At 68.1% G+C, this 12249-nt stretch carries 11 protein-coding genes; 4 read left to right on the top strand and 7 right to left on the bottom strand.

What is annotated here, in order from left to right:
* Positions 1-16: 16 nt before the first annotated feature.
* From cydB to ACFVIV_RS01285, 3 genes are all read right to left on the bottom strand, one after another.
* Positions 17-1066: a cytochrome d ubiquinol oxidase subunit II gene (cydB, locus tag ACFVIV_RS01295; protein WP_379192633.1), complete on the bottom strand. Its 1050-nt coding sequence runs from the start codon at positions 1064-1066 to the stop codon at positions 17-19.
* A 10-nt stretch (positions 1067-1076) separates the two neighbouring features.
* Positions 1077-2552: a cytochrome ubiquinol oxidase subunit I gene (locus ACFVIV_RS01290; RefSeq protein ID WP_379192631.1), complete on the bottom strand. Its 1476-nt coding sequence runs from the start codon at positions 2550-2552 to the stop codon at positions 1077-1079.
* A gap of 184 nt (positions 2553-2736) precedes the next feature.
* Positions 2737-3663, bottom strand: coding sequence for an aminodeoxychorismate lyase (locus ACFVIV_RS01285; protein ID WP_379192629.1), 927 nt, complete (start codon positions 3661-3663; stop codon positions 2737-2739).
* A 145-nt stretch (positions 3664-3808) separates the two neighbouring features.
* On the opposite strand from ACFVIV_RS01285, the gene ACFVIV_RS01280 reads away from it, so the two are divergent.
* The 4 genes from ACFVIV_RS01280 to ACFVIV_RS01265 all read left to right on the top strand — a co-directional run bounded on the left by ACFVIV_RS01280 (position 3809) and on the right by ACFVIV_RS01265 (position 6975).
* Positions 3809-4924 (top strand): YgfZ/GcvT domain-containing protein, encoded by a 1116-nt coding sequence (locus ACFVIV_RS01280; RefSeq protein WP_379192627.1) that lies wholly within the window; start codon positions 3809-3811, stop codon positions 4922-4924.
* Entirely contained in the window at positions 4921-5571 is a 651-nt protein-coding gene (locus ACFVIV_RS01275) for an MOSC domain-containing protein (RefSeq protein WP_379192625.1), read from the top strand. Before ACFVIV_RS01280 ends, ACFVIV_RS01275 begins: the two co-directional genes overlap by 4 nt.
* Before the next feature lie 38 nt (positions 5572-5609).
* Complete coding sequence (locus ACFVIV_RS01270; protein ID WP_379192623.1) at positions 5610-6572, top strand: asparaginase; 963 nt, start codon at positions 5610-5612, stop codon at positions 6570-6572.
* A 187-nt stretch (positions 6573-6759) separates the two neighbouring features.
* The gene (locus ACFVIV_RS01265; protein WP_084528327.1) at positions 6760-6975 is read left to right on the top strand and encodes a DUF3073 domain-containing protein; all 216 of its coding nucleotides are present in this window, start codon (positions 6760-6762) and stop codon (positions 6973-6975) included.
* Positions 6976-7228: 253 nt separating this feature from the next.
* On the opposite strand, the gene purM is transcribed toward ACFVIV_RS01265, so the two are convergent.
* The 4 genes from purM to ACFVIV_RS01245 form a co-directional block, all read right to left on the bottom strand.
* Positions 7229-8308, bottom strand: coding sequence for a phosphoribosylformylglycinamidine cyclo-ligase (purM, locus tag ACFVIV_RS01260; RefSeq protein ID WP_379192621.1), 1080 nt, complete (start codon positions 8306-8308; stop codon positions 7229-7231).
* 98 nt (positions 8309-8406) lie between these two features.
* The gene (locus ACFVIV_RS01255) at positions 8407-10086 is read right to left on the bottom strand and encodes an ABC transporter ATP-binding protein (protein ID WP_379192619.1); all 1680 of its coding nucleotides are present in this window, start codon (positions 10084-10086) and stop codon (positions 8407-8409) included.
* Positions 10079-11110, bottom strand: coding sequence for an ABC transporter permease (locus tag ACFVIV_RS01250; RefSeq protein WP_379192617.1), 1032 nt, complete (start codon positions 11108-11110; stop codon positions 10079-10081). Before ACFVIV_RS01250 ends, ACFVIV_RS01255 begins: the two co-directional genes overlap by 8 nt.
* Positions 11110-12249, bottom strand: a complete 1140-nt coding sequence (locus ACFVIV_RS01245) for an ABC transporter permease (RefSeq protein ID WP_379192615.1) — start codon at positions 12247-12249, stop codon at positions 11110-11112. The genes ACFVIV_RS01250 and ACFVIV_RS01245 overlap by 1 nt, the downstream gene beginning before the upstream one ends.

Here is a 12249-nt window from a genome sequence, read left to right as displayed (position 1 = left end):
TGTGGTTCGTCCGAACTCAGTTCTTCGCCTTCTCCATGGGCAGTCCGATCGGCGCCGGAATGTGCTCCATGGTCAGGCGCTTGCTGAACACCCAGTAGGTCCAGCCCTGGTAGATGAGGACGATCGGGGTGACCACCACCGCGACCCAGCTCATGACCACCAGCGTGTAGTGCGTGGAGGAGGCGCTCACGGTGCCGTCCCGGCCGTCGACGGTGAGGCTGAAGGCCGCGTCGATGGTGGAGGGCAGCACATTCGGGAACAGCGCGCCGAACAGCAGCGCGGTGGCCGAGGCGATGGTGAGCGCGGTGCCGGCGAACGACCAGCCGTCCCGGCCCTGGGTGGCCGCGAAGCCCGCCACCACGATGCCGATCACGGCCAGCGCCAAGGGAATCCAGGTCCAGCCCTTGCCGTAGGCGAGCTGGGTCCAGATGCCGAAGGCCGCCACCACGAGGGCGGTGGGCCCGAACAGCAGGCGGATGACGCGCTGGGCGTCGTCGCGCACCTCGTTGCCGGTCTTGAGCGCGATGAACATGGCGCCGTGCAGCAGGAACAGCAGCAGCATGGCGACGCCGCCGAGCAGCGCGTACGGATTGAGCAGATCGAACAGATTGCCCTGGATCTGCCGCTTCTCGTCGAGTTTCACGCCGCGCACGATATTGGCGAAGGCCAGGCCCCAGGCGATGGCGGGAATCCAGGAGCCGAGCCCGATGCCGATATCGCACCAGCGCCGCCACTTATCGTCATTGATCTTGCTACGCCATTCGATGGCGCAGGCCCGCGCGATCAAGCCGACCAGAATGAGCAGTAGCGCCAGGTAGAACCCGGAGAACACGCTGGCGTACCACTCGGGGAAGGCGGCGAACATGGCGCCGCCCGCGGTCAGCAGCCACACCTCGTTGCCGTCCCACACGGGACCGATGGTGTTGAGCACCACGCGTTTCTTGACTTCGCTGCCCTTGCCGATGATCGGCATGAGCATGCCGACGCCGTAATCGAAACCTTCGAGCACGAAGTACCCGGTGAAGAGAACGGCGATGAGTATGAACCAGAAAACTTGCAGAGTCATCCCCGTCTCCTCAGTAGGCGAAGGAAAGCTTCTCGACGGAATCCCCGGTCATCTTCGGGGTATCGGACTCGTCGGCGGCCGGTTCCGGCCCGGCGACCACGTAGCGGCGCATCAGATAGAACCACCCGATGGCGAGCAGGCCGTACAGCAGCGTGAACACGATGAGCGAGGTCAGGATGGTGCCCGCCGAGACCCCGGATACGCCCTGCTGCACGGTCATTCGAATGCTCTGGTCCCCGGTCGGATTGGGCGCGACCACCCAGGGCTGGCGGCCCATCTCGGTGAACACCCAGCCGGAGATATTGCCCAGGAACGGGGTGGCGATGGCCAGCAGCGACAGCCACGAGAACCACTTCTGATCCGGCACCCGCCCGCGGCGCGTGACCCAGAGTCCCACCACGGCCAGCAGGATCGACCCGGCCATGAAGGTGATCATGGCGCGGAAGGACCAGTAGGTCACGAAGAGGTTGGGCCGGTAGTCGCCGACGCCGTACTTCTCGTTGTAGGAGACCTGCAGATCCTTGACGCCTTCCAGGGTCACTCCGGTGAACTCGCCCTTGGCCAGCCACGGCAGCACATAGGGCACCTCGATGAGGTGATCCACGCTGTCGCAGTTGTTGTGCGTGCCGACGGTGAGGACGGAGAAGTCCGGATCGGTTTCGGTGTGGCACAGCGATTCCGCCGAGGCCATCTTCATGGGCTGCTGCTCGAACATGAGCTTGCCCTGCACATCGCCGGTGTAGATGAGGGCCACGCAGGCCACCAGGCTCACCCAGATGCCCACCCGGGCGGCGGGCCGCCACATGGTGCGGGCCTCCTCGATGGCCGCCTCGTCGCCGTTCGCCTTGCCCCTGCGGGCATTGCGCACCATCCACCAGCCGGCGATGCCGGCGACGAAAGTGCCCGCGGTGAGGAAGGATCCGGCCACCACGTGCGGGAAGGCCGCGAGGGTGGTGTTGTTGGTGATGAGTTCCCAAATGCTGTGCAGCTCGGCGCGTCCCGTCTCCGGGTTGTACTTCGCGCCGACCGGGTGCTGCATGAACGAGTTGGCGGCGATGATGAAGTACGCCGACGCGTTCACGCCGATGGCGACCATCCAGATGGTGGCCAGGTGCAGCTTCTTCGGCAGCCTGGTCCAGCCGAAGATCCACAGGCCCAGGAAGGTCGATTCCATGAAGAAGGCGACCAGCGCCTCCATGGCCAGCGGTGCGCCGAATACGTCGCCGACGAAGCGGGAGTATTCGCTCCAGCTCATGCCGAACTGGAATTCCTGCACGATGCCGGTGGCGACGCCGAGGGCGAAGTTGATCAGGAACAGCTTCCCGAAGAACTTGGTGAGCCGGTACCAGTGCTCCTTCCCGGTGATCACCCACGCGGTCTGCATCGCCGCGACGAGCGGGGCGAGGCCGATGGTGAGCGGCACCAGAATGAAGTGATAGACGGTGGTGATGCCGAACTGCCAGCGCGCTAGGTCTACGACGCTCATCCGATCTCCTGCCGATCTACGACATGACGTAGTACCGAACACTACGCCGGTTGTCCTTCAGATCAACATGCGCCGCGCCACACCGTGCAGAAAGTTTGCTGACATGTGACGAACACACCGCCAAGGACCCTGCCGTGCATGACCCAAGACAGGTATGGATACGGCGAAAGACCCTGGATCCGGACTACCAGTCGGTGATGTTGCCCGGCTGCGTGACGCCTCGGTGCACCAGTTCCGCGATCTCGGCGGCGTTGTCCGGGGCCGACATTCGCAATCCGTCCAGCGAGTTGACCCGCGCCGCCAGGGTGACGCTGGACAGCATCCACACACTGTCGGCGGTGATCAGGTCGGCGATGAACAGCGGTTCGTACTTGCACTCCCAGCCGGCCTTCTCCGCCTCCGTGAACAGCACGCGCTGCGTGGTTCCCGGCAGTACGCCATTGCGCGCGGGCGGGGTGATCAACTGGTTGTCGCGGGCGATCACCACGGTCGAGCGCGGCCCCTCCAGGACGCGATGCTCGGTGCTGGTGAAGATCGCGTCATCGGCGCCCATTCGCTGGGCGAACCGCAGCGCGGCCATATTCGTTGCGTACGACAGGGTTTTGGCCCCGAGCAACAGCCACGGCGCCTCCTGCGCCAGATCGATGGAGATGCCCCGCGACAGGGTGATGACCGAAACGCCTTCGGTCCGGGCGGTTTTGACCCGCTCGGGGACCGGAAGCACGAGAACGTAACCGGTGGTGGCGGGTTCGGCGCCGGCCAGGTCGCCGGCCTTGATAGCTGATTGTTTGCCAGTGGCGCCGTGCTCGCTGTCCCGCCCCCGGGTCAGCACCATCCGCAGCAAACCCTCGCGCTCGGCGCCCCACTCCTTGGCCGCCGTCTGCACCGCCGTGCGCCACGCCTCCAGGTCCGGCGCGGCCAATTCCAGTGCCTCCGCCGAGCGCCGTAGTCGCGCCAGATGCAATTCCAGCGCGCAGGCCGCACCGTCACGCACCAGCACGGTCTCGAAAATCCCGTCGCCGCGCAGCACACCGATATCGTCCGAATACAGCAACGGCGCGTCCGGATCCCGAATCGCGCCGTCGAGTGTTACCAGAACCCGTTCCACCATGCGCCCGAGCCTAGGACAACCGGCCCGTCGGCACAGGATTACGGCGTCAGCAAACAATCAATCGGGCAATACAGATCACACCCCTGACACGCGGAAATCCCGCGCCGATGGCACCGCGGAAATTCACAGCACCTAGTGTGGAGGGGTGTCCTCCGAGGTTGCACCCAGTCCAATCCTTCAGTTTCCGGGGGCCGTCGCGGGATTGCCGGGCTCGCCCGACGCCGCGGTGGCGTGGCATTACGGGGATCCGCTCGGCGAGCAACGCGCGGCCGTTCAACGCGTGGCCGTGGTGGATCGCTCGCATCGTTTCGTCGGATCCATCACCGGCAAGGAACGCCTGACCTGGCTGCACACCATTACCAGCCAGCACGTCGCCGACCTGCGCGACGGCCGGTCGGCGGAGAATCTGGACCTGGATCTGAACGGCCGCGTGCAGCATCACTTCGTGCTCACCGAGCTGGACGGCACGGTGTGGTTCGACACCGAGGCCGCGCGCGGACCCGAACTGCTGAGCTTCCTCCAGAAGATGGTCTTCTGGGCCGACGCCAAACCCGAGGCGGCTCCCGATCACGCCGTGCTGAGCCTGCTGGGCCCGAAGGCGACCGGCCTGCTCGGCGCCCTCGGCATCGCGGGGCTGCCCGAGATCTACGAGGCGGTCGCCCTGCCCGGCGGCGGCTTCATCCGCCGGATGCCCTGGCCCACCGCCGATTCCTTCGACCTGATCGTTCCGCGCGAGCAGCTGGCCTCCTGGTGGACCCGGCTGCGCGACGCGGGCGCCGAGGCCGCGGGCATGTGGGCCTTCGAGGCGCTGCGGGTGGCGGCGTTGCGCCCGCGCATCGGCCTCGACACCGATGACCGCACCATCCCGCACGAGGCCAACTGGGTCGGCGGCGTCGAGGAATTCGGCGCGGTGCATCTGAACAAGGGCTGCTACCGCGGTCAGGAGACGGTGGCGCGCGTGCACAATCTCGGCAAGCCGCCGCGGCATCTGGTGCTGCTGCACCTGGACGGTTCCGCCGACGCCCGCCCCGAGCCCGGCGATCCGGTCACCGCCGGCGGCCGCGCGGTCGGCGTGCTGGGCACCGTGGTCGACCACTACGAGTTCGGCCCGATCGCCCTGGCCTTGATCAAGCGCACCATCCCCGCCGACGCCGTCCTCGAGGCGGGCCCCTGCGCGGCCTCCATCGACGCGGATTCCGTTCCCTCCCATGACGAGCCGCAGGCCGGCCGGCTCGCCGTCGAGAAGCTCCGTGGCCGATGAGTGACACCGGGCAGGTCCTGGCCGTCTGCGTGGTGCACGCCGAGCTCGAGGTGAAGACCCGCGTGGGCCGCACCGCCATCGACAAACGCCCGGCGCCGCACCGGGTTCCGGTGCGCGCGCTCGGCCTCGACGGTGATCACGTGTGCGACACCAAGAATCACGGCGGCGTCCATCAGGCCGTCTACGCCTATGCCGAGGAGGACGCGCGGACCTGGGGCGCGGAACTGGGCCGCGAGCTGCCGGCGGGCTGGTTCGGCGAAAACCTGCGCATCAGCGGCCTTCCGGTGAGCGATGCCGTGATCGGCGCGCACTGGGCCATCGGCGACACCCTGCTGGAGGTCTCGGCCCCGCGCGTGCCGTGCGCGACCTTCCAGCAGTGGTCCGGCGAACCCCAGTGGGTCAAACGCTTCACCCTGCAAGCCGATACCGGCGCCTACTTCCGGGTCCTGACCGAGGGCAGCATCGGCGCGGGCGACGAGGTCCGCATCGTGCACACCCCCGCCCACGGCATCACCGTGCGCGAGGTGTTCACCGGCACGGATCCGGCCGCCCTGGACCGGCTGCTCGACGCCGAACCCACCCTCTCCGACGATGTGCGCATGCAGATCGAACGCCATCGCCGCCGCCACGCGAGCGTCCGCGCATGAGCACCGGATCCCCGTCGCGCGCAGAAGGGAATTCCAGCATGAGCACGGACCTGGTCGAGGTGGTGCGCTCCGGATTCCGCGAGTGCGTGCACCGGGGCTCGGCGGTGATCCTGCGGCCCGACGGTGAGCCGCTGGTCGAGCTCGGCGCGGTGCACGGCCCCATCTTCCCGCGCTCCACCAATAAGCCCATGCAGGCATTGACGCTGCTGCGCAATGGTTTCGAACCGGCCGACGACACCGAGCTGGCCATTGCCACCGCCTCGCATTTCGGCGAGCCCGATCATGTGGAGCTGGTGCAGCGGTTGCTGGATCGGTTCGGTTTCACCGAGGACGATCTGGAGTGCCCGCCGGATCTGCCCTTCGACGAGCAGGCGCGCGCCCGGGCGCTGGCCGGCCACGAGCGCGGTAAAGCCTTGCGCCGCATCTACATGAACTGCTCCGGCAAGCACGCGGCAATGCTGGCCACCTGCCGGGTCAACGACTGGCCCACCCGCGGCTACCTCGATGCCGGGCATCCGCTGCAGCTGGCGGTGCTGGAGACCATCGCCGACGTCACCGGCGAACCGGAGACCGATCTGGGCATCGACGGCTGCGGCCTGCCGATCGTGCCGGTCTCCCTGGTGAACCTGGCGCGCGCCTACGCCACCCTGGCTACCGCCGCCGCGGGCACCCCGGAACGGCGGGTCGCGGACGCGATTCGTGCCCATCCCCGAGTGATTTCCGGCACGGACGGCCCGGATCTGCGCGTGATGACGGCAACCCCCGGGCTGGTCTGCAAGATCGGCGCGGACGGTGTGCACGCGGGCGCGCTGCCCGACGGCTCGGCCTTCGCCTACAAGATCGACGACGGCGCCGATCGCGCTCGCCTCCCACTCACGCTGGCCATTCTGCAGCGTATGGGCATCGAGTGGACCGACGAGCACGCCGAGCTGGCCGCACCCGCGGTGCTCGGCGGCGGCGCCCGGGTCGGCATCATCCGAGCGATCCCGGGGGTGCTGTAAACCCCCTGCTCGGCGCCGCACGCCCCCGGCCGGTCCGGCCGCGGGGCGGCACTTCGATGGTTTCTCCCCCACTCCTGGAAGCGCGACCGCCGGACACACGCTAAAGTGTCTGTCAGGAAGAGTATTAATTCGAACGGGGCCGCCAAACCACCCCAGGCCGCCCCGCAGTGACGCGAGGGGGTCAGCCATGGGCCGTGGCCGGGCTAAGGCAAAGCAGACCAAGGTTGCACGCGAGCTGAAGTACAGCTCGGCGCCAACCGACTTCGCGAGCCTTCAGCGCGAGCTGTCGGGGGGACCTTCATCCCCCGACTCGCAGCGGAGTGGAGTTCTGTCCGACGAGCACGACGCCAATGATGCGCCGTCGAGCTGGGACGAGGACGACTACGACGACTGGCGCCGCTGACTCGGATTATCGACGTGTTAAGGGGGAGGCCGCGACTGGCCTCCCCCTTAACACGTCGATATACACCGAGCACCGCACAGTCTGAAGGCCGCTGAATGACACCAGCGTCCCGCCCGCAACGGGCCGGACGCTGGTGGGTTTTTGGTATCCGGGACATGGCATTCCGGACATCCGGGTCGGCATACGGACATCCGGGTCGGAATAGAGAACGGCCCCGGTCGCCCGAAGGCGCCGGGGCCGAACCACATTCGGCTCAGAAGCGCGGATGGTCTCCCACCAGCACGACGCGCTCGGCGTCGGCGTCCTTGGCCTTCTTGACCGTGCCGAGGGTCCAGCAGTCGATGTGGCGGGCGGTCAGGACCGCGAGCGCGCGATCGGCGTCCTCGGGGGCGACGACGGCGACCATGCCGACGCCCATATTGAAGGTCTTCTCCATCTCGGCGCGCTCCACGCGGCCGCGCTGAGCGATGAGCTTGAAGACCGGCGCCGGGTTCCAGGTGCCGCGGTCGAGCTCGGCGACCATGCCGGCCGGCAGCACGCGGGCCAGGTTCTGGGCCAGACCGCCGCCGGTGACGTGGGAGAAGGTCCGCACATCGGTTTCGGCGACCAGGGCCAGGCAGTCCTTGGCGTAGATGCGGGTCGGCTCGAGCAGCTCCTCGCCCAGGGTGCGGCCGAACTCCTCGACATGCCCCGACAGGGACATGCGGTCGATCTCCAGCAGGACCTTGCGGGCCAGGCTGTAGCCGTTGGAGTGCAGGCCCGAGGAACCCATGGCGATGACGACGTCGCCGGGGCGGACGCGGTCGGGGCCGAGCACGGCATCGGCTTCCACGACGCCCACGCCGGTGGCGGAGATGTCGTAGTCGTCCAGGCCCATCAGGCCCGGATGCTCGGCGGTCTCGCCGCCGAGCAGGGCGCAGCCGGCCTGGACGCAGCCCTCGGCAATGCCGGCCACGATCTGGGCGACCCGCTCGGGGACGACCTTGCCGACGGCGATGTAGTCCTGCAGGAACAGCGGTTCGGCGCCGCAGACCACGAGGTCGTCGACGACCATGGCGACCAGGTCGAGGCCGACCGTGTCGTGCTTGTCCATGGCCTGCGCGACGGCGATCTTGGTGCCGACGCCGTCGGTGGAGGCGGCGAGCAGCGGCTCCTTGTATCCGCCCTTCAGCGCGAACAATCCGGCGAAGCCGCCCAGACCACCCTGCACCTCGGGCCGGCTGGCCTTCTTGGCCAGTGGCGCGAACAGCTCGACTGCCCGGTCGCCGGCCTCGATATCCACACCGGCAGCCGCGTACGAGGCACCGGCGCCACTGGGTGTCTGTTCAGTCATTGTCGGGGAGAACTCCAAGCCGAATCGTCCGGATAGATGCCTGCTCACGCTACCTGAGTCGAATAACGAGCCTGCACCCGTATAGCTGTCAATACGTGTTAACGGGAGCCGACCGGCGCCAGTGATTCGGCCCGCCGGCGACGCTGTTCGACCGGGTCGGGGACGGGCACGGCGGCCACCAGGCGACGCGTGTACTCCTGCACCGGGTGCCGCAGGATGGCGTCCCGATCGCCCTGTTCGACCACCGCGCCATTGCGCATCACCAGGATCCGATCGGCGAGCTGATCGACAACCGCCAGGTCATGGGTGATGAACACGCAGGCCCAACCGCATTCGCGCTGCAGCTCGGCGAACAGGTCGAGCACCTTCGCCTGCACCGAGACGTCGAGGGCGCTGGTCGGTTCGTCGGCGAGCAGCAGGTCCGGTCCGAGCACCAGGGCACGGGCCAGGCTGGCGCGCTGGCGCTGTCCGCCGGACAATTCGTGCGGGTAGCGGGCTTCGGTGCCGGCGGGCAGCTGGACGTCGTCGAGGATGTGGCGGACCCGGGCGCGCAGCGCCTCGCCCTTGGCCTCCTTGTGCACCACCAGCGGCTCGGCCACGCACTCGCCGATGGTGAGGCGCGGGTTGAGCGAGGTGGCCGGATCCTGGAAGACGAAACCGAAGCGGCGACGGATGGGCCGCAGCTTGCGTTCGGAGAGTCCGCCGATATCGGTGCCGAGCACCTTCACCGTGCCGGAGGTGGGTCGTTGCAGGGCGGCGATGCACCGGCCGATGGTGGATTTACCGGAGCCGGATTCGCCCACCACGCCGAGAGTTTCGCCGCGGGCGATGGTGAAGCTCACATCGTCGACGGCCCGGAAGGCCGGGCGGCCGAGCAGGCCCGGGAATTCCACGGTGAGGTTCGAGACCTCGAGCACGGTGTCGGCCGGTTCGGAGACGACCTTCACCTGGGCTGCGGCGGAACCGGATTCGGCCGTTTCACCGGTGACCGTGCCCAGTCGCGGCACCGCGGCCAGCAGCGCCTTGGTGTACTCGTGGCTCGGTTCGGCGAAAAGCTTTTCCACGGGCGCGGTTTCGACGACCTCGCCATTGCGCATGACGACCACGCGATCGGCGAGGTCGGCGACCACGCCCATATTGTGGGTGATGAGCACGATGGCGCTGCCGATGCGATCGCGCAGATCCCGCAGCAGCTCCAGGATTTCGGCCTGCACGGTGACGTCGAGGGCCGTGGTCGGCTCGTCGGCGACGATCACCTTCGGCTCGCACGCGATGGCGATGGCGATGACCACGCGCTGCTTCTGGCCGCCGGAGAGCTGGTGCGGGTAGAAGTCCACCCGCTGCTCCGGATCGGGCAGCCCGACCATGCGCAGCAGTTCGATGGCCCGGGCCCGCGCCGCCTTCTTGTCCATGTCCGAGTGCGCGCGCAGCGCCTCGGCGATCTGGAAGCCGACGGTGAACAGCGGGTCCAGGGCGGAACCGGGTTCCTGGAACACCATCGAGATGGCTCCGCCGCGCAGCGCGGTCAGTTCCTTCTCGCTCATGGACGTGATGCGCTGCGTGCCGAGGCTGACGGTGCCGCTGACCCGCGCGGTCTGCGGCAGCAGTCCGAGCGCGGTGCGGGAGCTCACCGATTTGCCGGAGCCGGATTCGCCGACGATGGCGAGCACCTCGCCCGGGAACACCTCGTAGGAGACGTCCCGCACGGCGCGCACGGCCCCGGCGTCGGTGGCGAAGGTGACCGACAGGGATTCGATGGACAGGGCCGGTTCAGTCATCGGTGCCCTCCGAGGGTGATTTCGCATCGGCGCGGCGGGTGCGCAGCAGGGGGTTGAGCGCCTCGTTGAGGCTTTCGCCGACCAGCGTCATGCCGAGCACGATGGCCACGATGGCCAGGCCCGGGAAGATCGAGGTCCACCAGACGCCATTGCCGATATCGCCGAGCGCCTTGTTGAGGTCGTAGCCCCATTCGGCGGCCTGGGTGGGCTCGATGCCGAAGCCGAGGAAGCCGAGACCCGCGAGGGTCAGGATGGCCTCCGCGCCATTGAGGGTGATGAGCACCGGCAGCGACTGGGTCACATTGGCGAGGATGTGGCGGAACAGGATTCGCGTGGTGGAGGCGCCGGTGACGCGCGCGGCGTCCACGTACGGTTCCTGTTTCACCGCGACGGTGGCATTGCGCACCACCCGGAAGTACTGCGGCACGAAGATCACCGTGATGGCGATGGCCGCCGACATCATGCCGCCGAAGCTGCTGGACTGCCCGCCCGCGACCACGATGGAGACCACGATGGCCAGCAGCAGCGACGGGAAGGCGTACATGGCGTCCATGAACAGCACCAGAATCCGGTCCAGCCAGCGCCCGACATAGCCGGACACCAAGCCCAGCGGCACGCCGACGACCAGCGACAGCACCAGGGAGATGGCGATGACCAGCAGTGCGGTGCGCGCACCGAACACGACGCGGGAGAACACGTCCTCACCGCGCACGGAGGTGCCGAACCAGTGCTCGGCCGAGGGCGCCTGCTGGCGCACGAAATCCACGCCGTCGGCGGAGATCTGGGCGAACCCGTAGGGCGCGATGAGCGGTGCGAAGACCGCGATGAGCACGAACAGGCCGACGAGGCCGAGGCCGAACAGCAGGGTGGCCCGCTGCAGGCCGGAGGTCAGGCCGATCAGGTTGGCGCCGGGCAGCTTTCGCCACGACAGCGGCGACTTCCGCGGCGCGCCGGGCAGTTTCGCCGCTGGCTCGGCGGACTGCGCGTCGGTGACCGGCGCGGGGGCCGGTGCGGTGGTGGTCATCAGAACCTCACCCTCGGGTCGATCATGGCCACGACGAGGTCGATCACGAAGCTCATGACCGCCACGACCAGCGCGATGAACGCGACGATGCCCTGCACCGCCATGAAGTCGCGGGCCTGCAGGTACTGCGCGAGCTGATAGCCGAGGCCCTTCCATTCGAAGGTGGTCTCGGTGAGCACCGCGCCGCCCAGGTGGACCGCGATGTACATGCCCATGACGGTGACGACGGGGATCAGCGAGTTGCGGAAGGCGTGCCGCCCCACCACGACTCGTTTGGACAGCCCGCGCGCCCGGGCGGCGTCGACGTATCCGGCGCGCAGGGTCTGCAGCAGGTTGACGCGCACCAGGCGCAGGAACACGCCCGCGGTGAGCAGGCCGAGCGCGATGGCGGGCAGCACGGCGTGCTTCAGCACGTCCATCAGATAGCCGGGATCGCCGTAGAGGATGGCGTCCACCACCATGATGTTGGTCTTGGGCGAGACATTGTTCAGCGCCAGTTCGACATTGGTGCTGGCCCGGCCGGCGACCGGCAGCCAGCCCAGCTGGACCGCGAACACCAGCTTCAGCAGCATGCCGACGAAGAACACCGGCGCCGCGTAGGACAGCACGGCGAACAGCCGCAGCCCCACATCGGGAGCCGTATCCCGGTGCGTGGCAGCGAATCTGCCCAGCGGGATGCCGATGGCGAAGGCCACCAGCAGCGCCCAGAACACCAATTCGAGGGTGGCCGCGCCATAGGTCACGATGACCTCGCTGACGGCCCGATTGTCCTGGGTGCGGCCGAAATCGCCGCGCAGCAGCCCGGTCAGGTACTCCCAGTACTGGGTGAGGATGGGCCGGTTCAGCCCGGCCGCCTCCTTGCGCGCCTCGATCTGCTCGGCGGGCAGCCGCCCGCCCATGGCGGCGGTGATGGGGTCACCGACCACGCGCATGAGGAAGAAGACGATGGTGACGAGAATCCAGGTGGTGGGCACGATGAGCAGGGCCCTGATTCCCAGATAGCGCAGCAGCACGCTGTGGCGAGATCCGCTGCCGCGCGGCGACTTCCGTCGCCCGGCCGATGTTTCCGGCTTGCTTGCGGGCACGTCGGTGCCCGAGCGGGCCGGGGTTTCCGGCCCGCTCGACATCGTGGTCGTCAT

This window comes from Nocardia sp. NPDC127526 (genome assembly GCF_042672265.1).
Classification (GTDB): domain Bacteria; phylum Actinomycetota; class Actinomycetes; order Mycobacteriales; family Mycobacteriaceae; genus Nocardia.
This window is presented reverse-complemented; position numbering and strand designations above follow the sequence as displayed.

Bases quoted from the DNA above. Each gene is read 5' to 3' on its own strand.
- cydB (WP_379192633.1), bottom strand. From the start codon at position 1,066: ATGACTCTGCAAGTTTTCTGGTTCATACTCATCGCCGTTCTCTTCACC.
- ACFVIV_RS01290 (WP_379192631.1), bottom strand. From the start codon at position 2,552: ATGAGCGTCGTAGACCTAGCGCGCTGGCAGTTCGGCATCACCACCGTC.
- ACFVIV_RS01285 (WP_379192629.1), bottom strand. From the start codon at position 3,663: ATGGTGGAACGGGTTCTGGTAACACTCGACGGCGCGATTCGGGATCCG.
- ACFVIV_RS01275 (WP_379192625.1), top strand. From the start codon at position 4,921: ATGAGTGACACCGGGCAGGTCCTGGCCGTCTGCGTGGTGCACGCCGAG.
- ACFVIV_RS01270 (WP_379192623.1), top strand. From the start codon at position 5,610: ATGAGCACGGACCTGGTCGAGGTGGTGCGCTCCGGATTCCGCGAGTGC.
- ACFVIV_RS01265 (WP_084528327.1), top strand. From the start codon at position 6,760: ATGGGCCGTGGCCGGGCTAAGGCAAAGCAGACCAAGGTTGCACGCGAG.
- purM (WP_379192621.1), bottom strand. From the start codon at position 8,308: ATGACTGAACAGACACCCAGTGGCGCCGGTGCCTCGTACGCGGCTGCC.
- ACFVIV_RS01255 (WP_379192619.1), bottom strand. From the start codon at position 10,086: ATGACTGAACCGGCCCTGTCCATCGAATCCCTGTCGGTCACCTTCGCC.
- ACFVIV_RS01250 (WP_379192617.1), bottom strand. From the start codon at position 11,110: ATGACCACCACCGCACCGGCCCCCGCGCCGGTCACCGACGCGCAGTCC.
- ACFVIV_RS01245 (WP_379192615.1), bottom strand. From the start codon at position 12,249: ATGACGACCACGATGTCGAGCGGGCCGGAAACCCCGGCCCGCTCGGGC.